At 71.3% G+C, this 23,936-nt stretch carries 15 protein-coding genes; 4 read left to right on the top strand and 11 right to left on the bottom strand.

Translation table 11 applies throughout. The features are described 5' to 3' along the window. Positions 1 to 23: 23 nt before the first annotated feature. The 10 genes from cysD to AB4030_RS07035 all read right to left on the bottom strand — a co-directional run bounded on the left by cysD (position 24) and on the right by AB4030_RS07035 (position 18,622). Positions 24 to 1,016 carry a sulfate adenylyltransferase subunit CysD gene (gene cysD / locus AB4030_RS07080; protein WP_442278498.1) on the bottom strand — a complete coding sequence of 331 codons (993 nt, stop codon included), beginning with the start codon at positions 1,014 to 1,016 and terminating at the stop codon, positions 24 to 26. Next, positions 1,013 to 1,780 carry a phosphoadenylyl-sulfate reductase gene (locus tag AB4030_RS07075; protein WP_442278497.1) on the bottom strand — a complete coding sequence of 256 codons (768 nt, stop codon included), beginning with the start codon at positions 1,778 to 1,780 and terminating at the stop codon, positions 1,013 to 1,015. Before AB4030_RS07075 ends, cysD begins: the two co-directional genes overlap by 4 nt. Beyond that, positions 1,777 to 3,501 carry a nitrite/sulfite reductase gene (locus tag AB4030_RS07070; protein ID WP_442278496.1) on the bottom strand — a complete coding sequence of 575 codons (1,725 nt, stop codon included), beginning with the start codon at positions 3,499 to 3,501 and terminating at the stop codon, positions 1,777 to 1,779. The genes AB4030_RS07075 and AB4030_RS07070 overlap by 4 nt, the downstream gene beginning before the upstream one ends. A 194-nt stretch (positions 3,502 to 3,695) precedes the next feature. After that, the gene (locus AB4030_RS07065) at positions 3,696 to 4,631 is read right to left on the bottom strand and encodes a lytic transglycosylase domain-containing protein (RefSeq protein ID WP_442278495.1); all 936 of its coding nucleotides are present in this window, start codon (positions 4,629 to 4,631) and stop codon (positions 3,696 to 3,698) included. Next, the gene (locus tag AB4030_RS07060) at positions 4,628 to 6,514 is read right to left on the bottom strand and encodes a copper resistance CopC/CopD family protein (RefSeq protein ID WP_442278494.1); all 1,887 of its coding nucleotides are present in this window, start codon (positions 6,512 to 6,514) and stop codon (positions 4,628 to 4,630) included. The genes AB4030_RS07065 and AB4030_RS07060 overlap by 4 nt, the downstream gene beginning before the upstream one ends. Next, entirely contained in the window at positions 6,514 to 7,035 is a 522-nt protein-coding gene (locus AB4030_RS07055; protein WP_442278493.1) for a hypothetical protein, read from the bottom strand. Before AB4030_RS07055 ends, AB4030_RS07060 begins: the two co-directional genes overlap by 1 nt. A gap of 68 nt (positions 7,036 to 7,103) precedes the next feature. Continuing rightward, entirely contained in the window at positions 7,104 to 10,289 is a 3,186-nt protein-coding gene (locus AB4030_RS07050; RefSeq protein ID WP_442278492.1) for a multicopper oxidase domain-containing protein, read from the bottom strand. A gap of 10 nt (positions 10,290 to 10,299) precedes the next feature. Then, complete coding sequence (locus AB4030_RS07045; RefSeq protein WP_442278491.1) at positions 10,300 to 11,634, bottom strand: multicopper oxidase domain-containing protein; 1,335 nt, start codon at positions 11,632 to 11,634, stop codon at positions 10,300 to 10,302. Between the two features lie 21 nt (positions 11,635 to 11,655). Further along, on the bottom strand, positions 11,656 to 12,960 hold the full coding sequence (locus tag AB4030_RS07040; RefSeq protein WP_442278490.1) for a multicopper oxidase domain-containing protein: 1,305 nt from the start codon (positions 12,958 to 12,960) through the stop codon (positions 11,656 to 11,658). Positions 12,961 to 13,138: 178 nt separating this feature from the next. Then, positions 13,139 to 18,622 (bottom strand): IPT/TIG domain-containing protein, encoded by a 5,484-nt coding sequence (locus tag AB4030_RS07035; RefSeq protein WP_442278489.1) that lies wholly within the window; start codon positions 18,620 to 18,622, stop codon positions 13,139 to 13,141. 308 nt (positions 18,623 to 18,930) lie between these two features. Between AB4030_RS07035 and AB4030_RS07030 the strand changes: the two genes are divergently transcribed. Then, entirely contained in the window at positions 18,931 to 19,602 is a 672-nt protein-coding gene (locus tag AB4030_RS07030) for a response regulator transcription factor (RefSeq protein ID WP_442278488.1), read from the top strand. Then, the gene (locus AB4030_RS07025) at positions 19,602 to 20,759 is read left to right on the top strand and encodes a sensor histidine kinase (RefSeq protein WP_442278487.1); all 1,158 of its coding nucleotides are present in this window, start codon (positions 19,602 to 19,604) and stop codon (positions 20,757 to 20,759) included. Before AB4030_RS07030 ends, AB4030_RS07025 begins: the two co-directional genes overlap by 1 nt. Before the next feature lie 48 nt (positions 20,760 to 20,807). Here AB4030_RS07025 and AB4030_RS07020 read toward each other — a convergent pair whose 3' ends face one another. Beyond that, positions 20,808 to 22,166, bottom strand: a complete 1,359-nt coding sequence (locus AB4030_RS07020) for a 6-phospho-beta-glucosidase (protein ID WP_442278486.1) — start codon at positions 22,164 to 22,166, stop codon at positions 20,808 to 20,810. A gap of 214 nt (positions 22,167 to 22,380) precedes the next feature. Here AB4030_RS07020 and AB4030_RS07015 point away from each other — a divergent pair, with 214 nt between their 5' ends. After that, positions 22,381 to 23,520, top strand: coding sequence for a carbohydrate kinase family protein (locus AB4030_RS07015; protein ID WP_442278485.1), 1,140 nt, complete (start codon positions 22,381 to 22,383; stop codon positions 23,518 to 23,520). A gap of 32 nt (positions 23,521 to 23,552) precedes the next feature. Beyond that, the gene (locus tag AB4030_RS07010; RefSeq protein WP_442278484.1) at positions 23,553 to 23,918 is read left to right on the top strand and encodes a hypothetical protein; all 366 of its coding nucleotides are present in this window, start codon (positions 23,553 to 23,555) and stop codon (positions 23,916 to 23,918) included. Positions 23,919 to 23,936 lie beyond the last annotated feature (18 nt).

Below are 23,936 nucleotides of genomic sequence, written 5' to 3'. Positions count from 1 at the left end.
AGCGGAGAACTTCGTGGGGGTGTTCAGAAGTACCCCTCTTTCTTGCGGTCCTCCATGGCGGCTTCGGAGATCCGGTCGTCGGCGCGCGTGGCGCCGCGCTCGGTCAGCGTGGAGGCGGCCACCTCGACGACGATGTCGGCGTTCGTGCGGGCCGGGGACTCGACGGCCCCGGTGCACGACATGTCACCGACGGTGCGGTAGCGCACGAGCCGGGTCTCGACCGGCTCGTCGTCACGGGGCCGGCTCACCGGGCCGACGGCGAGCCACATGCCGTCCCGGTGGAAGACCTCGCGCTCGTGGGCGTAGTAGAGCGGTGCGAGCGGGATGTCCTCACGCTCGATGTAGCGCCAGATGTCGACCTCGGTCCAGTTGCTGATCGGGAAGACTCGGACGTGCTCGCCGGGACGGTGCCTGGGGTTGAAGAGGTTCCACAGCTCGGGGCGCTGGTTCTTCGGGTCCCACTGACCGAACTCGTCGCGGAGGCTGACGATCCGCTCCTTGGCGCGCGCCTTCTCCTCGTCGCGCCGGGCACCGCCGAAGAGGCCGTCGAACCGGTGCTCGGCGATGGCGTCGAGCAGCGGAACGGTCTGGAGCGGGTTGCGGGTGCCGTCGGCGCGCTCACGCAGCCGGCCGTCGTCGATGTAGTCCTGCACGCTCGCGACCACGAGGCGCAGACCGAGACGCTCGACCGTCTCGTCGCGGTAGGCGATCACCTCGGGAAAGTTGTGGCCGGTGTCGACGTGCAGCACCGGGAAGGGGATCGGCGCCGGCCAGAACGCCTTCGTCGCCAGGTGCAGCATGACGACGGAGTCCTTGCCACCACTGAAGAGCAGCGCGGGACGCTCGAGCTCGCCGGCCATCTCGCGGATGACGAGGATCGCCTCTGCCTCGAGCACGTCGAGCTGGCTCAGCCGCCGGTCGTCCGCACCGTTGCGGTATGCCGGCCGGGCCGTCTCGGCCTCGAGCGCGGTTGGCGAGATGGCCTGGGCTGCAGTGGGGTTCACGGTCGTCGTCATGTGTGGAGTCCGCACTCGGTCTTGGCGAAGCCGGCCCAGCGGCCGGCACGGGGGTCTTCGCCGGGCGCGACCCGGCGGGTGCACGGCTCGCAGCCGATGGACGGGTAGCCGTCGGAGAGGAGCGAGTTGACCTCGACCCGGTGCTCCTCGGCATACGTGATGACCTCGTCGAAGGTCCACGCGGCGATCGGGTTGATCTTGACGAGACCGTTCTTCTCGTCCCAGGAGACGAGGGGCGTCTCGGCGCGGGTCTCCGACTCCTCGCGGCGCACGCCCGTCACCCACGCCTCGTAGCTCCCGAGGCTCCGCGCCAGGGGTTCGACCTTGCGCATCTGGCAGCACAGGGCCGGGTCGCGCTCGTAGAGCCGCGCGCCGTACTTCTCGTCCTGCTCGGCGACCGTGAGCTCGGGCAGGACGTTCACGAGGGTGATCGGCAGGTCCTCGGCGACGATGTCGCGGGTCACGAGCGTGTCGGAGAAGTGGTAGCCCGTGTCGAGGAAGATCACGTCGACCCCGGGAGCGAACCGCGACACGACGTGCGGGAGCACGGCATCCGCCATCGAGCAGGCCACCGCGAGGGTGCCGTCGAAGTGGAAGGCTGCCCACGCCGCGACCTCGTCGGCCGTCGGCTCCCGCCGCGGGTCGGCACCCAGGGTGGCGTTGAAGTCGTCGACGACGGCCTTGAGCTCGGCCTCGCTCCGGCGCCGGCGCGGCACCTTCGGGGTGGCCAGGGTGACACGGGTGGAGGTGGGGGTGCCGCTCACTGCAGGGCTCCTTCGTCTGCTCGGTGGCTCCACGCGGCGAAGGTCTCGCCGTCGACGCGCCCGGCGACGTAGGAGCGCACGACGCGCTCGACGTAGTCGGGCAGCTCCGTGGCCGGGACCTTGAGACCGCGGACCGTGCGACCGAGACCCGCTTCGTCGCGGTCGTGGGACGCGAGCCCACCGCCGAGGTGGACCTGGAAGCCGGGCTGCTGCTCGCCGTCGACGGTGATGATCTGGCCCTTGAGGCCGATGTCGGCGGTCTGGATGCGGGCGCAGGAGTTGGGGCAGCCGTTGACGTTGAGCAGGATCGGCGCATCGAGCGAGCCGTCCTCGACGAGGTCGGCGAGCCGGTCCTCGAGCTCTGCGATGGCGGCCGTGGCGGTCTGCTTCGTCTCGACGATGGCGAGCTTGCAGTACTCGATGCCGGTGCACGCCATCGTCGTGCGACGGAACGGGCTGGGTCGGGCCGTCAGGCCGAGCCCCTCGAGGTCTGCCACGAACGCGTCGACCCGGTCGGCGGGGACGCCCAGGACGACGAGCTTCTGGTGCGCGGTGAGCCGCACGGCGCTGGCGCCGTAGGACTCGACGAGATCGCCGAGGCCGGTCAGCAGGGTGCCGCTGATGCGGCCGACCGTGGGCGTCGCCCCGACGTAGAAGTTGCCGTCCTTCTGCCGGTGCACTCCCACGTGGTCGCCCGGGCCCGTGGCGGGTGCCGGCGGCGGTCCGTCGGGGAGCGGGTGGCCGAGGTACTCGGTCTCGAGCACCTCCCGGAACTTCGCCGGACCCCACTCGGCGAGCAGGAACTTCAGACGCGCCTTGTTGCGCAGCCGGCGGTAGCCGTAGTCGCGGAAGATCGAGATGACGCCGTGCCAGACGTCCACGGCCTCCTCCTCGGAGACGAAGACGCCGATGCGCTCCGCCAGCCGCGGCGAGGTCGAGAGGCCGCCGCCGACCCAGAGGTCGTAACCGGGGCCGAGCTCGGGGTGGACGACGCCGACGAGCGAGATGTCGTTGATCTCGTGGACGACGTCGAGGCTCGGGTGCCCGGTGATGGCGGTCTTGAACTTGCGCGGCAGGTTGGACAGGTCGAGGTCGCCGAGGTACTTCTCGGTGATCGCGGCGATGACCGGGGTCGGGTCGATGATCTCGTCGGCCGCCACGCCGGCGACCGGGCTGCCGAGGAAGCCACGGGGGGTGTCGCCGCAGGCCTCCGTCGTCTGCAGGCCGACGGACTCCAGGCGCCGCCAGATCTCGGGCACGTCCTCGATGCCGACCCAGTGGTACTGGAGGTTCTGCCGGTCCGTGATGTCGGCGGTGTCACGGGCGAAGTCGGTGGAGATGCCGCCGAGGACCCGCAGCCGCTCCGGCGTGAGCGCCTGCCCGTCGCTGCGCACGCGCATCATGAAGTAGCGGTCGCTCAGCTCGTCGTCGCTCAGCTGCGCGGTGCGCCCGCCGTCGATGCCGGGGCGGCGCTGGGTGTAGAGCCCCCACCAGCGGAAGCGGCCCGACAGGTCCTGGGTCGGGATCGAGTCGAAGCCCTCGCGCGAGTAGGTCTGCTCGATGCGCTCGCGGACGTTGAGGCCGTTGTCCTCCTGCTTCCACGTCTCGTTGCCGTTGAGCGGCGCGGGGCCGTCGACCTTCCACTGCCCGTTGGAGCGGTCGCCGCGGGGCGGGCGGGTGGCCGCACGGCCCGCGGGGCCTGAAGTCTCGGTGACGGTCATGTAATCGAATGTATAACCGCTGCTTATTCGCCGCTGGGGGTGGTCCACACTCCGAGCCTTTCCTACCGCGGTGGTGGGAATAGGCCAGGAAGTTCCCCGCCAGGGACGGATGACGCACCTTCGTCACCCGGCCACGCTCAGCGGGTGCCCCGGACGCCCCGAAGCTGCGTCACCCGTCCCCGGACGGGTCGCACTCAGGGACCGGCGAGCTGCCCGGAGTCGACGGCCTGCATGATGCCGAGCACCGTCGACAGGTACTGCTGCGAGTGGTTGTAGGACAGGACCGCGGCCTGCAGGTCCGCCGGCCGCGACAGGTCCCGGCCCCCGGCGCAGAGGTAGCCGGCGGCGGCGAGCGCCGCGTCCTCGATGTTCTGCGGGTCGGCGACGCCGTCGCCGTTGCCGTCGGCTCCCCAGATCCGCCACGTGCCGGGGATGAACTGCATCGGGCCGACCGCGCGGTCCCAGACGGGGTCGCCGTCGTAGCGGCCACCATCGGTGTCCCGGATCGCCGAGAACGCGCCGCCCGAGAGGGCCGGCCCGCGCACCGGGGGCACGGCGTCGTGCGCCGCGTCGAGCGTGCGTCCCCGCAGGGACGACGACTCGACCTCACCGATGGCCGCCAGGAGCATGACGGGAAGGCGGCAGCTGCGCTCCCGCTCGGCCGCGGAGGCGTATGCCGCCCAGATGATCTCGTCGTCGGACAGCCGGGTCTGGTTCGTGGTGGCCTTCGGTGCCGCCGCCGCGGCGACCGGGATCTGGAGGTCCGCCTTGGGTCGCCACGGCGTCGGGCTGCTGCTCGAGCCGCCGCCGGGCTCGAGCTCGACGTCGGCCACCGGGGTCACGCGCTCGACCGAGAGGACGGCCGCGACCCGGATCTCGTCGAACACCGGCAGCACGAGATCGCCTGCGACGGAACCGAATCCGGGACCGGACGAAGGCTTCGACCCGGCCGGTGCGGCGGCACTGCCGGACGCGGACGGCGTGACGCCCCCCTGGGCCCAGGGCGACAGCAAGGGCGTCGGGGTCGGTGTCGGCACGGCGGGCCGGTCGGCCGCGATGGCGGCCGAGCCGGTGCCGAGCAGGATCGCGGCCACGGCGAGGGACGCCGCCGCGGCGCGTGTCCCGATCACCGACGGGAGCCGGCGTGCGTGACCACCGCGGGGTCGCGGGGCGCGGGATCGCCTGCCTCGCGAGCTCGAGGCACACGAACTCGCGACGGTGTCACACGTGCGCGCCGCCTCCGCAGCATCAGGACGGCTCCCAGCGCAGCGACGACGGCGAGCACGACCGAGCTCCACGCGAGCAGGGCGGACACCGGGGCCCGGGAGACGACCGTCGCGGGGTCGGAGCTGCTCTGCCCCACGACCCAGCGCACGGTGCTGTGGACGTCGTCGACGCCCCGGCGGTGCACGACGACGTCGATGTCCACCGGCCCGCTCGACGGGAGGACGAGCGCCGCCGACCACCGGGACGCCGTGACCGCGGTCGCCGCCACGGCGGTCGCACCGGTCGTCGTCGCGCTGCCGCCGCCCGACGGGACGCCACGGACCGTCAGGGACACGCCCGTGACGGGACCGGGAGCAGGACGCCGGGTGTCGAGGACGTCGATGAGCGCCACGCTCGACCCCGGCCGGTTCGGCCGCAGGGCGAGGGTCTGCTGCAGGTCGGCGACCGGGCGGTCGTCGATGACGCTCGGCGCCTGCTCGGTGACGAGGCGCGGCGACACGGCGGGCTGCCCGGTGGCCAGGAGTCCGGCCAGGGCGACGACGACGAGCAGGCCGACGGCCTCCACCCCCACGAGCGGCCCCCGGGCGGCCCGCTCCTGCACCCGCCGAGTGTGCAGGAGCCGGCTCGTCACCAGGGCGATGAGCCCGACGAGGCCCGCCAGCGCGACCTTGGCGAGCAGGACGCGGCCGTAGGTCGTCAGCAGGACGGCGTCGACCGACACGACGACGTCGCTGGCGAGGTAGATGCCCGAGACGGCGATGACGACGACCGAGACCGTCGCCGGCACGCGGAAGCCCCGCAGGACCGTGCGGACCTCCCCACGCGAGAGCCCGAGCCGGGCCGACCGCACACCGAGGAGGGCGAGCGCAGCCACGGAGCCGGCCCACAGGAGGGCGGCGACGAGGTGCGCCGTGGAGGTGATGACCCACGTCGCGCCCCCGCGCAGACCGAAGTGACCGATGCTCACCGTGAGCAGCCCGGCTCCGGCAAGCAATGTCGTGGCGGCGAGCTCGTCACGACGCGTGCCACCACGGCTGTCACGACGCCTGCCACGACGCCTGCCGAGGACGAACGCGGCACCCAGCAGGGCGAGCTCGCGCAGTCCCCAGCGCACGACGTAGCCCGTCGTGAAGGCCCCGGACCCGAACCGGACCAGGTCGACGAGGGCGACGGCGAGCGCGACCCCCGTCGCGACCACGAGGAGCCGGGCGGCCTGACGGCGCAGCCAGGCCCGCGGCATACGACCCGTGTCGACGGGGAGCCGGCCGAGGAGACGGCCCACGACGACGGCACCGAGACCGGCACCCAGACCGGCGAGGACCGCCCACCGGCCGACGAGCTCGAAGAGGTCGGGGTTCGTCTCGCTCGGGCCGGCCGCCTGCACCTCGCTCTGGACGCCGAAGGCGAAGGTGCCGGTGGACCTGTGGAGGTCGTCGCTCGACAGCGTGCTCCACGACACGTGGTAGGCGCCGACGCCCAGCGGTGGCACCGGCGCAACGACGGTCGACGGCGCCTCCCGGTCCTCGTCGCTCTCGACGAGGCTCAGGCCGGACAGGGCCAGCTGGTGGCCGTTCGGCTCGGTGACGGTGATCTCGGTCGCCTCGAGGACGACGTGCTCGGTGAAGCGCAGCTCGATCGTCCGCGGCGCGGCGGCGAGGCTCGCGCCGTCGGCGGGGCTGCTCGAGGCGAGGTAGGCGTGGGCCGAGGCCGGGGATGCTCCGAGTCCGACGACCAGGGCCGTGCCGATGGCCACTCCCAGGCTCACGAGGAGCCGGCGCGCGCCCATCACAGCACCGGGACGTGCTCGAGGCGCAGGCCGGCGTACTCGATCGTCACGTCCTCACCGGCGCGGAGCGCGCCGCCGGTGTTCTGGTAGACGAAGTAGTACGTGGCGCCTGCACGGTTGATGTGACCCTGGCGCATGATCGAGACCCGGCTCGTGGAGCCGTCGCGAGCCTCGCTGCGGAGCACCGGCGGGTGCTTCGTGTCGGCTTGGAACCGCGTGGCCTTGTCGACGTCGAGGACGACGTAGCTCAGGGTCACGAGGCCGCCGTCGCCGACCACGGCGACACGGGACATCCGCACGCCGAGGGCGGTCTCCATCTCGGCGGACTGCGGGACCGGCCGGCCCGGGTCGTCGTCCCCGGCCCGCAGGGCCCGGGCTCCGAGGAGGCCGAGGACGGCGACGACGAGAACGGCGACGACGGCGAGCGCCGTGCGCGACCGCCCATCCCGGCTGGTGCGCCGGGACGAGCCGTCGGCGTCGGCCGGTGACGGGCCGGGCGGGACTGCTGTGGTGATGCTCATTCGGACTGCCCTCCGATGCTGCCGGCCGGGGTCACGGGCAGGTGACCCCGGCACGAGGTGGGACCGGATCAGGGAATGATGTTCCGGGTCGAGATGAAGCTGTCGAACCAGGCCGTGCCCGCCATGGTCGACGTGTTGGTGGTGGTTGCGATGACGCCCAGACGAGCCGACTGGACCTGCATCGCGGTGCCCGAGTTGTTGCCGGTTCGGGTGTCGCGCAGGACACCGTCGACGGTCAGCTTCAACGTGCCCCCCGTCGTCCCCTGGACCCAGTCGACCTTGACCGTGTGCGCGCCGGCGGTGAGGTTCACCGCGGGCCCGGTCGTGGTGGCGATCCGGTTGCGGTTCAGGACGCTCATGACGATCCGCACCTGTCCAGCGGTGGCGCCGGTGCCGACGCGGTGGTACTGCACCGCGAAGGCCTGCCCGGTGGTCGTCCGCCCCTCGAAGACCGTCGCCCAGGCCGTGCCGCTGGCGCCTGTGGTCAGGGTGTTGGGGTCGAACGAGAACTGGGCGTGGTAGGTCGACTCGTTGAGCGGCGTGTCGTCGACGACGTAGGCCGGCGTGTTGCGCGCCCCCACCGTTGCTGCGAGTCCCACGTTGCCGCCGCCGGCGGGGATGCCGGCCGCCGTCGTGCCGGCCACCGCCCTGAACCGGGCCGACCAGGTCGACAGCGCGGTGTCGAACCCGTCGCTGAAGATCAGGTTGGGCCGGACCACGGTGACCGTGGCGGTGGAGGCGTTGCTCCAGTTGCCCGCAGCGTCCTGCAGGCGCAGGTGGAAGGTGTACGCGCCGTTCGGCAGCCCCGTCACAGGAACTTCTGCGCCGGCGTTGGCGCCGTCGTCGAACACCGTGGTGAGGCGGGTGGCCTTGCCGACCCCCGGGTCGGTCGTGCCGATCCAGTACTCCGCAGCCTGGAACCGCGGTCCGACGTAGTTCGGCACGGTCTCGGTGACCGCTCCCATCAGCGCGACGCTGGGTCCGCTCGTCGGGTTGGGAGTCGCGGTGAGCGCTCCGAGCACCGGGGCGGTCTTGTCGATGATCAGGCGCACCGCGGCGTTGTCGGCCGTGAGGCTGCCCCAGTTGCCGGCAGCGTCCTTGGCGTGGACGTTGACGAAGTGGGGGACGGCCGGGTTGAGCGACGTGACCTGGGTGAGCGGGATGAGGCCGTAGGCCTGCTCCTTCGGTGAGTCGAAGGCGCCGTCGACCGCGATCAGCGTGAGCCCCTTGCCCGAGACGGGTGCCGTTCCCGGGTCGAGGAAGGCCTCGGCCCCGGTGATGTTGCTCTGCGTGGCACCGCCGGCGTCGCGGTCCTCGACCTCGGTCGAGACGACGAGGTAGCCGGGGTAGGCCTTCGGGCTGAGCACCCCGTTGGTCGGGTTGGGCCCGACCGAGGCTGCGTTGACCCGCGGAGCCGTGACGTCGACGACCAGTGGCACGTCGAGCGGCGGGCCCCAGATGTTCTGGCTGTTGCGGCTGTGGACGAAGAGGTGCGTCGTGCCCTCGCCGACCCCCAGCACCGTGGCCGCCGGGACGGTGGCGGTGAGCGCGACCTTCGTGGCCTGGCGGTTCAGCGACATCGGGGTCCCCTGGCCGTCGACGCCCGGGGTGCCCGTGAAGTACTCGGCGGCCGTGATGGTGCCGTTGGCGGCGGTGTCGTCGCCGGTGGCGCTGAGCGTCACGTTGCCCGTGCCGTTGGCGGGGTTCGGGGTGACCGTCCCAGCCATCGTCTGCGGGCCGGTCTTGGCCAGGTTGAGGATGACCGAGCCGACGACGCCCCAGTTGCCGGCGGCGTCGTGGCCTCGGACGTAGATCGTGTGCTTGCTCGAGCTGAGGCAGTGCAGGTCGACCGGCGGGGTCGCGGAGCTGCACTGGGTCGGCGTCGCGCTGGCCGGGATGGTGCCCGACACGACTGCCGAGGTGCTGCCGAACGTGCCGGTCATCTTGATGGTGCTCGTGCCAGCTGCGACCGTCGCGACGTCGTCGTCGACGACGAGCTCCGCCTGGTCGATGGCCGATCCGCCGCTGTTGGCGTCGGTCACCGTGGCGCTCACCGTGACGGCACCCAGGCCGTTGGCCGGGTTCGGCGTGACACCGACCGCAGTCGAGGCCGGGCCCACCACATCGGTGCTCGGCGGCGGCGCGTTCGTGTCGAGGAAGGTGAGCATGCCACCGAAGGCGACCGACGTGGGGTCGACGCCCGCGGCCTGGCCGCCGTTGTCGAGCTGCGCGGCCGACTCGAAGAGCGCCAGCTTCGCCTCGGGGCCGGAGGGCATCGTGACGAGCGAGTCCATCGTCACGCCGGGGTCGACCGCGGCGACGACGGAGGGCTCGGGCGAGCCGAGGGCGTGCCCGTCCTGCGAGAGCAGCTGCTGCTCCCCGCCCAGCAGGCTCATCGGGTGCAGCTCCGTCCCCGCGTTGACGTAGCGCAGCAGCACCTTGTGTGCCTGGTCCGTCGCGACCGGGTCGGTCGAGGGGAACGGCTTGCCGTTGATGAGCCGAAACTTCGGCTTGAACTCGCGCAGGTCGGTGAACTTGGCCGGGTCGGCGTTGAGGGCGGGATCGATCTCGCTGAGCACGAGCACCGCCTCGTCGTCGTAGGACTGGCCGTATGCCGTGCCGTCCGTCGAGAGCACGACGAGCGCACCAGCGAGACCCATGGCCACCTGGCGGGCGCCACCGGCCGTGTGGCCGGCCTCGTAGAGGAACGTCCCGGCACGGGAGGCTGTGAACGTGTAGCGGGCCGTGGCCCCGGGCGCGATGCCCGGCGTCGTTGCCGTGGTGGCGAGGCCCTCGGTGATGGACGAGGCCGGTTGCGCGGGCAGCGCCAGCGCCGTCGCCTCGGCGAGGCCGTTGTGCAGCGTCAGCACGACCCGGTCACCTTGCTTGGCGACGATGACCGGGCCGGGCGCGGTCGCCGGGCCCGCCTCGGTCGTCGAGTAGCCCCAGATCGGGATCGACTGCGACAGGAACTCGTTCGTCCCCGGCTTGGCCCAGAGGTCGCACGAGACGATCTCCGGGTCAGGGGCGGACGCCGGCGTCACGGTGCAGCCCGGCGCCGTCGGCGTCAGCTTGCCGACCGCGGCAGCGGGTGCTGCCGCGGGAGCCGTGGCGGGTGCCACGGCGACGGCCGAGGTGGGCCCGGAGGCCGGCGCGACGGCATACGCAGTCGTGGCGACGAGGGCGGGGGTCGCGAGCGCGGCAGCGACGGCGGAGGCGCCGAGACGAAGCCGGAGGCTGGGTCGAGATGTCATCGGAGTCGCCTCACTTCACCGGGCAACCGGCGGGCGGGTCGATGCGGAAGACCGTCATCATGCCGCCGAAGGTTGCGCCGTAGTTGGTCGCCTGCTGGAGCGCGTGGCTGTGGGCCACGTGGTAGTACTCGCCGCACTCGTTGTTCACCGTGATGTTCGAGGGGAACGAGCCCTGCTGGCCGAGGTAGGGGCTCTCGTTGAACCATGTGTCGGTGCCGACGAGCAGCTGGTCGGTGATGACCGGCAGCTGGGTGGGCACGGGGTTCGTCGTCGCGTTCCAGTGCTCGACGTCGCGCCAGTCCATGAGCGCGTCGACCGTCTGGCCGGGCATCACGTCGAGGTCGTACTTCAGGTACGAGAGGTCCTGGCCGGAGGTGCCCACGAGCGCGTGGCCGTCCTTGTTCACGACCCGCTCGTCGCTGCCGTGCGGGTGGAAGGGGAAGCTCACGCGGCCGGCGTTGAGGTAGCGGATGACGGCCGGGTCCTTGTTGGTGGCTGCGTCCCACGGCTTGATGTGCACGAGGGCGCCGTAGGGCTGGTTGGGCAGCCACGACGCGTTGTTGGGCGCGAGGGTGTCAGGCATGCTGCGGCCGTTGATCATGTAGTAGCGCGCGTTGTAGGCCGTCCAGTCGACCGGCTCCTTGCGCTCGACGGCCAGGTGGACGTCGGGGTCGATCTCCGAGAGGAGGAAGACGTACTCGTGCTGGGGGTTGAACACCGAGTCGGCTCGGTCGTTGACCTGGCCAGTGGCGTCCTTGGGGCGCACGACGAGGGCACCGAAGAGGCCCATCTCCTGCTGCTTCGTGACGTCGGTGCCGCTCGTGTAGAGGTAGGTGCCGGGTGACCCGGCCTTGAACTGGTAGGTGACCGAGCCCGAGGACGCGGCCGCCGGCTGCACCATCGAGGTCAGCGCGTGCGAGGTGGGGTCGAACTGGGGCTGGGCCGCGTTGCCGTCGGCCGTGACGCCCTTCTGGCCGGGGAAGACGATCGAGGTCGCCTCCGGCAGCTCGTTGTGCAGGACGACGGTGACGGTCTGGTCCGACGTGACGCAGAGGACCGGGCCGGGCAGCTGGAAGTGGCCCGAGCTGAGGCTGTAGCCCCACGAGTAGATCGAGTTGCCGTCCGGGGTGGAGACGTAGCCGTCCCGGGCCGTCAGCGAGAACGTCCCCTGGTTGCCCTTCTCGCAAAGCAGCCCCTCGGACGTCGCGGCCTGCGCGCCCGAGGTGGCGCCGAAGGCGGTGGCGGCCACGACGGCACCCACACCCACCACCACCGGCGCACGCCCGCGGATCCGGGTCTTGAGCGGGACCCGGATCCGGGCACCACGTGATCTGTTGAGTCGCATGATCATCCCTTCGTCGGGTCGTCAGGTGTTGGGCTGGGTCTGGGGGCCGTAGGTCCCGGCGGCGCCGACGCGAAGGACGGTCATCATGCCGCCGAGTCCGGCTGCGCCCCCGTTCCCGGTGAGGCCGTGGGTCCGGTCGTAGAGCAGGTAATCGCCGGGCTTGGTCGGGGCGAGGAGCACGTCCCGGCTCTCCCCGGGGCCGACGTCGACGCTGTTGGTGGCCTGGTAGTTCGACGTGCCGTCGCGGCCACGGAGCAGGCTCGCGTCCTTGGCGATCACCGTCATGTCGACGTTGTCGAGCGTCATGGCGTGGTTCTGGTAGCCGAGGTTCGACAGCCGCAGCAGGACCGTCTCCCCGACGTTGCATGTGATGAGCGAGCTGATCGGCTGGTACTGGAGGCGGCCGGCCGAGGACGCTGTCGGGTCACCCCCGGGTGCGATCGTGTCGGGGTAGCCGCGACCGTTGAGCAGCCAGAAGCTGGGGGCGTAGTCCGTCCAGTCGCTGACCTGGATGTGGGCGTCGCGGTAGTGGGCGGCCGACCACAGCTCGGTCATCATGAACGCGAACTCGCGGTCGTAGCGGGTGCTGCCGTCGCCGTCGTTGTACGCGTACTTCGCGCCGACAGGGTGCCCGTTGACCGGCGTCTTGTTCTGGGCCGGCCGCACGAACACCATGCCGGTCATGCCCATCTGCACGTGCTCGACGTCCTCGAAGTGGCAGTGGTACATGTACGTCCCCGCGTCGTGGGGCCGGTAGAAGTAGGACAGGTTGCGTCCGATGGGCACCGACAGCGACAGCTCGGGGACACCGTCGAAGAGCGGGATGGCGTTGACGAACCCGTGCCAGTGCAGGGTGTGGCCGTCGAAGAGGTCGGGCCGCTGGAGCAGACCCAGGTTCGTCAGGGTGATGGTGATGTCGTCGCCCTCGTCGAAGGCGAGCATCGGCGCGCTGATCTGCGCCTTCCCGCGAGTGGCCGCGACCTGCGCGTCGGAGAACCCCGTGACGTCACGGAACCCGAAGACGTAGGTGTCGAAGGGGCTCGGCGCCAGCGAGTCGGGGTAGAAGGGCAGGTCATGGGGCGAGCCGGCCGGCATGCTCACCCAGCCGTCCGTGCCGGCCAGGTGCACCGTCTTGCGCGGGCCCGGCGTCGTCGCGCGTGGCGTGACGACCCTCGGCATGGCCGCGGCGCTCCCGAAGGACACCCTCGACCCGAGGACCGCCGCGCCCAGCGCCCCGGCGCCCCCGAGGATGACAGCCCGTCGCCCGAGTCCCGCACGGTCCGCTGAGGTGGCGGCTGCGGTGAAGACGCTGCTCTCGTCGTTCATGGTCTGCTCCATTGGTCGGATCGACCGGTGCACCGGTCCATCGGCGTGTGCTTGGTCGGCGTGTGGTTGGTCGGCATCCCCATCGGGGAGCCGGGACGGTGAGGACCCCGGGGCGCGCGGGGGGAGGCCACCTCTCTGGGAGGAGGTGTCACGCCCCGGGGCAGTGAGTGGCGAGGCATCACGGTCCGACCTGGTCGGAGCCGGAGTCGAACCGCCGGCTGGTGCCGACGACGGTCGGCCTCGCCTGGTTGTCGATGTCCCGCAGTGGTGCAGCGACGGTGACGGTCCACGGGATGGCGACTCCCAGGATCGTCTGGCTGCCGTAGGTGACCGACGTGGTCCCGCGTCCCTTGCCGTATGCCGCCGCGCCCGCCCCCGAGAGGTGGTAGTCGGCCCGCAGCTGTGGAGGCAGCAGCGCCGTCACGATGGCTGCCTCCCGGAAGGCCGGGAAGGTGCGAGCGGCCAGGACAGTCACGGTGAGCTCGGGCGTCGGGTCCTTGAACCCGGGGGTGTCGGTGACGGTGACGTTGGCTCCCCCGTCGGTGCCCGCCGTCGTCTGGACCAGACCACCGACGGGGTGGAGAGAGCCCGGGCCGCCGACGACCGCCATGTCCCATGGGTTGACGGAGTTGGTGCTGCCGTCGGGCAGGGTGCCGCCGATGCCGTAGACGTAGCCGCCGATGTAGGTGCCGGCCCGGTTGTCGTTGAAGACGTTGTCGAGCAGGACGGGCTTGCTGAAGGTCGCCTGCCCGTTCGTGCGCACCAGACTGAAGCCCGTCAGGCCGTTGCTGTTCAGCCGAGCCATGAGCACATCGCTGTTCGGGCCGGTCGAAAGGCCCGCGGGGGCTGGCAGACCGTCCGAGGTGACCGCCGTCGCCGTCGTCATGTTGCCGGCGACCGTGTTGTCGACGATGTTGACGAACGGCGCGTCGTCGAGGGCGATGCCGCCACCCTCGTGGGCCGACACGTTGTTGGTGATCGTGTTGTTCGAGATGGTGATCGTCTGCGGGTCCAGCTTGGTGACGTGCGTGCCGGCCACCTGGAGCAGTCGGATGCCGCCGCCGTCGTCGCTCGCGAGGTTGGCGTCGATGACGTTGCCATCGATTGTCGCCGAGCCCGTGCCGGGGCTGAGTCCGGTCGGCGTGGCCGGCAGCTCGCCGGCGAGCATGATCGCGCCGCCCTCGTCGTAGGAGCTGTTGAACCAGACGGTGTTGCCGCTGATCGTGCCGCCGTTGCTGAAGCCGGGGTTGCTCATGTAGCCGAAGGCCGTCATGGCGCCGCCGTACTCCGCGGAGAAGTTGCCGCAGATTGCGTTGTGCTGGACCTTGTAGCCGTCGCTTCCGGTGAAGAGTCCGATGCCGCCGGCGAGGTTGGTCCCGCCGTTGTTGAGCACCTGGTTGTCGGCGATGACGGTGTCGTAGTTGCGGTTGTCACCCGTGTAGGGCGTGCCGACCCGGATGCCGCCGCCGTAGCTGCCGCTGTTGCCGACGATGACGTTGTCGGTGATCCGGGTGCTGCGGTTGTTGTTGTGGAGGTAGATGCCACCGCCCTGGGTGACGAGGGCACCGGTGGCGCCGTACGGCGTCTTGGTGCCGCCCGTGAGGACGTTGACGTTGCCGGGGAAGTCGGTCTGGGCTCCTCCGGTGACCTGGAGGCCGTCGATGGCGACGGGGTAGGCCGCGTCGGACCCAGTGCCGCGCGGGTCGTCGAGGACCGTGACCGTCGCGGCGTCCGGCACGTCGAGCTCGCCGCTGTAGGTGAGCGAGCCGAGCAGGTTGAGCCAGGCCGTGCCGCCGGGCAGGTCCGGGCTGAAGCCGGAGCCGTCGATGATCGAGCCGGCAACCCACTTCTGCGAGCCGTCCGTCTGCGGGATGAAGCCGCCGGGGCCGACGCCCTGGATCGCGACGCGGTGGTGGACGATGACGTTCTCGTTGTACTCACCGCGCGGGTTGAGCGCGGTGGGAGAGCCCGGCCAGACGACGACGAGCCAGTACTTGCGGGACGAGGTCGGCCGAGCCGCCTCGAGCGCCTCCTGGACCGTGCCGTACTGCTGGCCCGGGCCCACCTCGACGACGTTCGGGTTGATGGCCGACGACGCGTTGTTGCCGGGTGCGGCGCCGAGGTTCCAGATCGTGATGCCGTTGAACGTCGACCGCCTGGAGCCGTTGGTGATCGACACCTTGAGGGCGCCGTTCGAGCTAGGAGTGGCCTTGCCCGTCGTCAGTGCTGGGACCGCGAACGAGATGCTCGTGTCGGACCAGCTGGAGACGGTGACACCGGGGACGGCCTGGCCGGCGGCGTTCGTCAGCGTGACGGAGCCGGTGCCCTGGGTCGCCCCGAAGCCCTTGCCGGTGACGGTGACGGTGCGTCCCGTGCCGGTCGGGCGGACATACGGGTGGTCCACGGCGAGCAGCTGCGGGTCGGTGAGGCCCAGGTCGCAGCGCGCCGGGTTCGACGCGGTGGTCCCGGGGGCGAGCACGGTTGCCGCTGCCTGGGTGGGCGCCGTGTCTGTCACGGTGTAGACGCCGGGCCAGCCCTGGAAGTTCGTGCTGATGGTGCGGTAGGCCGGGTTGTAGTCCGGGTTCGGGTCACCCGGCGCACCCGGGTCGTTGCCGGTGAAGCGGTACATGTTCGGGCACGGGCCGGCCGGCACCGGGCAGTTGTAGGTGCTCGTCGAGGGCTCGAGGGCCTCGTACATGCCGTTGAAGTCCGTGTGCGTGGTGTCGACGAGACGCCCGCTCCAGTCGTAAAGACCGACGGGGACGTTGGGCAGACCCTGGGCCTCGCCGTAGTTGGCGCTCCGCTTGTCGAGGGCCAGGCCGAGGTCGTTGATCGTCAGACCCCAGAAGTGCGTCGGGATCGGGACGGGGGTGAAGAGGTTGAAGTTCGGCGCGACCGTCTGTCCGCTGCGCACGGTGATGAGCTTCGCGTCGCAGAGCGGCCGGTCCTGGCCCTCGAAGGGGCTGCCGCCGTTGGCCGAGAAGGCTGCATCGCTGACGTGGACCGTGTGGAGCGGGCCTGCGCACGGGGAGATGATGCCGGGTCCCTGCGACGGCGGCTGGGTCGGCGGCAGCGGGTCCTTGCCGGTGCCGGGACCGTCGGAGGCGGCCTCGGTAGGTGTCGGCGGGAAGTTCTCCTGCGGGAGGTAGGTGTCGCCGTCGAAGACGTTGACGTCCTCTTCCTTGGTGACCTGGTACATCGGCTTGCCGTCGACCGGGTCCTTGGGCACGTCGACGGCCACGATGTAGTCGCCGGCGGCCAGGTCACCGAAGCCGTAGTTGCCGTTGACCGTCTGGCTGGCGGCCCCGGGCGTGCTGTCGGACGGGCCGGCCTGCACTCCCATCATCGGGGCCTCGACGCAGAGGTTGTTGGCCGCTGCTCCGGACTCGGGCAGGGCGAGCTGGTCGGTCAGCTCGGTGCCGTCCCACTGGCGAGCCGTGCAGCCGCGCGGCGCCGCCCACTCCTCGCTCGTGTACTTGTCCTTCTCCGGACCCTTGACGAGCGCGCCACGCTCCGGGTCGGGGTTCGGGATGGTCTGCGGGGCCGAGGGGTCGGTGTCGTGGGCAGGGTTCGGCACCGACATCGGCACGATGGCCTTGCCCTGCCGGCACGAGTTCGCGATGTCCTCGGGCGTCGTCGCCGCACAGGGCACCGACTCGTAGACGTGGACGTTCACGTCCGGGATGCCGGGCTGGTAGGCCTCGCTGACCGCGTCTGCGGGGTCCAGCTCGTTGCGGGTCGTGTCGTAGGAGACCGTCGCAGCGATGCCGCCATTGTCGTTCGTCGCGTAGGGCTCGACACCCCAGTCGATGCGCCCGGAGAGGCCGATGACCGGCAGGAAGTTGATGTCCACGAGGCCGCCCAGGATCGTCGTGGGTGAGTCCTCGTTGTCGGCCTGGTAGGTCACTCCGGTGGTCCGGTAGCGGGTGTTGAACGCCTCGAGGACGAGCCACTTGCTGAGCGGGTAGCCCTCCTGGATGTCGTAGACGCCGGCGTCGTTCGTGGTGACCGTGTTCGTGTACTGGTCCATGAGCGTGTTGTCGCGCTCGCGGACGGTCAGCGCGAACTGGGGCACCGCCGCCTCGCCGGGGTCGCGCTTGCCGTTGCCGTTGTCGTCGACGAAGACGGTGCCGCGCACGTGGGTGAACCAGCCGACGAGCATCTTGTTGCCGACGTCGACGAGGCCACCGCCGGAGACCTCGACGTTGAAGCTCCACAGGATGTAGTCCTGGTTGTCGTCCCAGATGGTCAGCTGGTAAGTGCCGTCCGGGACGTTCTTGATGTCGAACGAGCCGTTGGCGGCGCCCCGACCGACGTAGACGGCCGCGTCTCCACCCGTGAGGTCCGACAGGGCGACCCACGGCGCCGGGATCGGCCCGGCGGACTTCGCCCCGGCCCACCCGGTCTCGGGGACGACCTGGCCGTTCTGGCCGCCGATGTAGGGCAGGCCGGCGACGGCGACGCCCTTGATCTCGCCGGTCGGCGGGTTCGTCCTCGGCACGCTCATCGCCTTGACGCGGACGAAGCCGAACTGGGTGGCCGGGACTGGCTCGGCCCCCTTGATGAACTCGGTGTCGAGGCCGGTGTCGCCCTCCTGCACCCAGATGTCGTGGTCGTGGCCGCCCTCGAGGGTCGTCGTCTGGACCCAGCCCGACTGGCCGACCGGCGGCGAGACGGTGGCGCCGTAGCGGTTCGGGCCGAGGTTGGGGATCGTGATGACACCCTGGGCGTCGCTCGTGCACTTGCCGGTCGACCGCCTCGTGTCGACGACGGGCTTGCCGTCGGCCCCGAACGTCATCCGTCCGGTCCTCCGGTCGTGGACGTAGACGGTGCACAGGGCGTTGCCGTAGTAGTCGGTGCTCACCAGTCCGAGGACGTCGGAGAGGTTGCCGGTGAAGCCGCGGAGACCCTGCTCGGCGTCGGCCTCGTAGGTCCCGTCGGTCGGGACGTTGTCGTTGAAGACCTGGATCTTGATGGTCGCCAGCGGCAGCGGCAGCGGCTGCATCCCGACCTCGACCGCGGTCTGCCGGCCGGCGACCACGCTGAAGTGGGCGCCGTCGATCTTGAAGTCGGGGGCGGTCACCGAGATGAGGTACTTGCCGGGCTTGAGGCCCTTGAGCAGGGTGGCCTTGGCGAGGTCGTTCTGGTCGCCCTGGGCCACGATCTTGGAGTGCCCCGACGTCGGGCGGACCGACGGCCAGGGGCAGCTGTCGGCATACGGCTCGGTCGGGTCTCCGGCGGCCGGGTTGGCCGGCTTGGTGCTCCCGCCCGGTGCGCGCGACGGCAGGCAGCGGTCGAGGAGCGGCGCGGCGGCCGTGCCCGGGTCGCCAGTGCTGTCCTCGTTGATCATCCACTGGTACGTGCCGACGGGGTCGCCCTTGTGGACAAGAGTCGAGGTCGTACTAATGGGATCCAACGTGCGTGCGCTCGCGACGGCGAGCGAGATGCAGCCGCTCCCGGCAGCAGTGCCTGGCGGACAGTTGGCGACGGTCACGACGGTGGGCGCGACTGCCGCGGGCGCCGTGGCCGGTGCGGCCACCGCGCTCGACGCGGCCGCGGCGGTGGCCACCGGCCCACCCACCTGGGCCATTCCGGCGATGGCGAGCGCGCTGAGGCTCGCGATGACTGAAACGGAACGCCTGCGCAGCTTCGACACGTCCACGGCAACCCCCACGTGATGCGGCGGGCTCGGTGCGAGCCCGCTGTCCCGCGAACGTCGCAGGCGTCGTCAGGGCGCACGGCCGAGACGGGTCGCAGGCTCAGCCAACTGTCACCGATCCGGTGGGCGTCGCCTCAGGGACGCGTCACCGTTCCGGGAGCCCGCCGTCATATACCTGTCATCTTCGTGCCCGTTATGCGACGGTGCATCCGGGTGTGGGACACCAGCTCGCACCACTTGTGGCCCTTTTCCGTCCCGAGATCGACGGTGCGACCCATACTGATCCTGCATATCGGGGAGGGGGGTCTCTCATGGCTACGGTGATGGTCGTAGACGACGAGGAAAGAGTCCGAACACTGCTGGCGAAGTCGCTGTCGTCGCAAGGTCACACGGTGGTGACCGCGGCATCGGCGAGTGCAGCCATCGACCGGCTGGAGTCCAAGTCCGTCGACCTGGTCGTCCTCGACCTGGTCATGCCGGGCCTGGGGGGCCTGGCCGTGCTGAACGCACTGAACGAGGGCAAGAAGACGACGCCGGTCATCGTGCTGTCGGGGGTCACCGATGTGGCGTCCCGGGTCGAGGCGCTCGACCGCGGGGCCGTCGACGTCGTGTCCAAGCCGTTCAGTCTGACCGAGCTGCTCGCTCGCGTCCGGCGCAACGTCGGGCTGACCCGAAGCGTGCCCGACGACCGTTGTCTGGACGTGGGCGGCATACGCCTCGACGTCGGTCGGCGCCGCGCGACGTTCCGCTCGGTCAGCGCCTCGCTCACGGAACGGGAGGTCAGCCTGCTCGCGCACCTCATGCGGCGCGCTGGACAGGTGTGCCACCGGGAGGAGCTGCTCCACGACGTCTGGCAGCTCGACTTCGACCCCGGCAGCAACGTCGTCGAGGTCTGCGTCGGGCGGATCCGCGCCAAGCTCGGGCAGGACATCCCGATCGAGACGCTGCGCGGCGTCGGCTACGGCCTCTACGAGGACGCCTGATGCTGCGTCAACGGATGGTCCTGCTGTGGGGTGTGGTCGCGGCGCTCAGCTCGGCCGCGATGATCGCCCTGCCCGGCAGTGAGACGGTGCCCTACCACATCGGCTGGGCGGCCTTCGCGCTCTGCTTCGGCCTCGAGCAGTGGAGCCGGCGATCCACCTGGATCGGGCTGGGTCTCTTCACCGGGGTGACCGGGGCGATCCTCGCGCACCGTGTCACGACCGGCGTGCTCGACTGGCAGGAGACCACGGAGATCCCGCTCATGCTGCTGCTCATGGTGCTCATGATCTGGCACGTGCGGCGCCGGCAGCAGGCGCTGTCGGACCTCACGGACCTCGCGGCCCGCGAGCGCGCGGACTCGACGATGCGCGAGCTGCTCACGCAGCGCACGTCCCACGAGATGCGGTCGCCGCTCATGATCTCCCGCGGCTACGTCGAGCTGCTGATGGACCGGACTCCGGCGGGCGAGGACCTGTCGGATCTGCAGGTCGTCGACGAGGAGCTGTCACGGCTGACCCGCGTGTGCGAGCGGCTCGTGCGCAGCATGCGCGTGGAGCTCGACCTCGAGATCACCGAGATCGACCTCCACGCCGTGCTGCAGCAGACGGCCCGACGGTGGTCTACCGTCGCACCGCGACACTGGCAGGTGGAGTCGCCGGCGATCACCCTCGACTGCTCTCCGGAGCGACTGCGGGCCTGCCTCGACACGCTCGTGGAGAACGCACTGCGCTACACCGAGCGCGACGACGACACGGTGATGCTCTACGCCCGCCCGATGCGCGACGCCATCGCCATCGGGGTCGCCGACTCCGGGCGCGGCTTCAGTGCCGACACCCTGCGCACGGCCGCCGGGCAGGATCACGCGCATCCGGTGGCCCACATCCTCGACGGTGTGCGCGACGACCTCTCGCAGACCGGTCTCGGACTCTCCCTCGTGCGGGACGTCGCGACCCGTCGCGGCGGCTGGGTCCAGCTGGGGGTGTCTCCGTGGGGCGGTGCCGACGTCGCGATCATCTTCCCGCTCGTCCCGCAGGTCGCCGGGGGTCAGTCCCTCTGGCCGACCCCGGTGGACGTGCCGACCACGCCCCAGCTCATGCCCCTCTGGCGCTCTGCGACGGCGCGGAAGACGGAGCCCGGGACCGAGGCGTTCAGCGCCTGAAGCACCCCCAGCGACACATCTCCGGGTGACTCGACGGCAAACCGACACTCACCGCAGCGCGCAGTAGAAAGCGGGCAGCCGCCGCTCGTATGCGCCCATGACCTCGCGCGCCACCGTGACCGAGTCGACGAGCGGGTGGAGCGCGAACGCCTCCACGGCGAGTGACCTCGACTGCTCGACCGCGGCGCGGATGACGAGCTCGTCGACGGCCTTGACCTGCTGGGCGAGCCCGAGCGCGTGGCCGGGCAGGGCGCTCACCGGCAGCGGCACCGGACCCGCGGCGTCGACGCGGCACGGGACCTCGACGACCGCGTCGGTGGGCAGCCCGGCGACGGCACCTCCACCACGGACGTTGAGGATCAGGCGCGCCGGCTCGTCACGGGCGATCGCCGCCATCAGCGCGAGGGCCACTCCCTCGTAGCCGCCTCCCTCGACGTCCGCCTCGGCCCGCTCGTGCGACGCCCCGTCGTCGCCCTCGCGGGTCTCCTGCATGTAGGTCGCGTTGCGCTCGCGCCGGACCGCGTCCCACCGCTGCCAGGCGTCGTCGTGCGAGGCGGCCACGGCCGAGTAGAAGTCGGCCTGCTGGGCGACGAGGTACTCCCCGCGCGTCTGCGGGGCGCTCCTGATCTGCGCGATCGCGTCGCGCGTGAAGTAGTAGTAGTAGAGGTACTCGTTGGGCAGGGCCCCGAGCGTTCGCAGCCAGTCCGTGCCGAAGAGGTGGCCCTCCTCGATCGCCGCGAGCGCCGTCTCGTCTGCGAGCAGGTCCGGCAGCACGTCGCGCCCGTCCCGCCGCAGCCCGGTGAGCCAGCCGAGGTGGTTGAGCCCGGCGTAGTCGATCTCGAGGTCGTCGAGGTCGTGCCCGAGCGCGCCGGCAGCACGCTTGGCGAGACCCAGCGGCGAGTCGCAGATGCCAACCACCCGGTCACCGAGCACCGACTGCATCGCCTGGGTGACCAGCCCGGCTGGGTTGGTGAAGTTGATGACCCACGCGTCCGGGGCCAGACGGCGTATGCGTCGGGCGACGTCGAGCGCGACGGGGACGGTGCGCAGGCCGTAGCCGACACCACCGGGCCCGGTCGTCTCCTGGCCGAGCAGCCCGAGGTCGAGCGCGATCCGCTCGTCGGCGGTGCGTCCCTCGAGACCGCCGACACGCATCGCCGAGAAGACGAAGTCGGCCCCGGCGAGCGCCGTGTCGAGGTCGGTCGTCGCGGTGACGGTGGGTGGCGCGACCGGGCCGCCGACGTCGGCGGCCTGTGCGGACAGGACCATTCGCATGACGTCGAGCCGGGCGTGGTCCGTGTCGTGCAGGACGACCTCGGTGACGCGGCGGTCGGCGTCGTCGCGCAGGAGCGCACCGTGGACGAGCGGCACGCGGAACCCGCCCCCGCCGAGGATGACCAGCTTCATGGCAGCACCACCCTCGGACCGTACCAAGGCAGGACGCGGCAGCAACGCCAAGCCCGATCGAGAGAGCAATCCGTCCGCGCCGGACGGATCGCTCTTTCGATCAGCGGGGTGAGCGCACCCCACCCCGATCGAGAGAGCAATCCGTCCGCGCCCTCCTCCGATCGAGAGAGCAATCCGTCCGCGCCCGGGGGAACACGGCGAGTCGTGAACGACGATGCGCGATCATGGGGACGTGCCCCTTCACCACACCTTCGACCCGCTCGCGGCCCTGCGTCGCCCCGACGAGCCGTCGCTCGACGTGTTCGTCTGGGGCACCGTCTTCCTCGACATGATCTTCGCCGGACTGCCCCACGCCCCGAAGCCGGGCACCGAGGTGTGGGCCGACGGGCTCGCGTCGTGCCCGGGCGGCATCGCCAACCTTGCCGTCGCCACCCGCCGGCTCGGACTGCGCACCGGCCTCGCGGCCGCGTTCAGCGACGACGACTACGGCGACTTCTGCTGGCGCACCCTGGAGGAGCAGGAGGGCATCGACCTCGCCCGGAGCCGCCGCTTCGCCGACTGGCACAGCCCGGTGACCGTCTCGATGTCGGTCGACCGCGACCGCAGCATGGTCTCCCACGGCCACCCGTCCCCCGTCCCGGCCAGCGAGCTGATCGGCACGCCACCGCGCTCGCGCGCCGTCATGGTCGACCTCGGCGAGGACGAGGTCTGGGGCGCGACGGGGCCGACGTGGGTCGACCGCGCCCGCGACAACGGTTCCCTCGTCTTCGCCGACGTCGGCTGGGACCCCAAGGAGCAGTGGTCGCCGCACGTGCTCGAGCGCCTGGACCGGTGCGACGTCTTCATGCCGAATGCCGTCGAGGCCATGGCCTACACCGGCACCGGCTCGCCCGCCGAGGCCGTCTACGCCCTGGCGGACCGGGTGCCCGTCGCGATCGTCACCGACGGCGCCGCCGGAGCTCTCGGCATCGACGCCCGCACCGGGGAGGAGGCACGCGTCCCCGCGCTGCGCGTCCGGGAGGTCGACCCGACGGGGGCGGGCGACGTGTTCGGCGCCGCGCTGCTCGTCGGCACCCTCGCGGAGTGGCCGCTCGAGCAGCGGATGACCTTCGCCAGCCTGTGCGCCGGGCTTGCCCTCCAGCAGTACGGGGGCTCGCTCGCGGCACCGGGCTGGGGCGACCTCGCCGACTGGTGGACCGCGCTCGTGTCCGACACGAGCGGCGACGCCTACCACCGCTCGCTCCGGCGCCGCTTCGCCTTCCTCGACGAGATCGTGCCTCGGGTGCCCGTCCTGGCGTGCCGCCGCGCGACCGCGACGATCGCACGCCGTGCGGACGTGCAGGACCTGGACTGACCGGCCCTGCGTTGGGCGGGCACGATGGTGACGTGACCGAGCTGCCCGAAGACGTCCGTGACCTCGCCGCGCTCGACCTGTACGGCGCGCAGGTCCAGGACTGGTCCATCGCCGGGGACTCGTTCTCATGGACGCTGCTCGCCGGCGACACCCACGCGGGCCACGAGCTCGCGACCGTGACCTACGTGGGCGCCGTCGTGCTGCACACGAACCGGCGGGACCTCGACCGCGCCGTCGCGGCCGCCGCCGAGGTCGAGCGCTCGACGGTCGCACCGACGGAGGACAGCGGGTTCGAGCACCGGATCACCCTCGCGCCCGGCTACGCGATCGTCATCCGCTTCTGGAGCGTCGAGGTTCGCCGGATGCCGGCACCCGACCACCTGCGGCGGGTCCGTTGACCCTCGGCCGGGCCACCC

It is taken from the genome of Terrabacter sp. 2YAF2 (assembly GCF_052114705.1).
In the GTDB taxonomy this organism is placed as follows: Bacteria; Actinomycetota; Actinomycetes; order Actinomycetales; family Dermatophilaceae; genus Terrabacter.
This window is presented reverse-complemented; position numbering and strand designations above follow the sequence as displayed.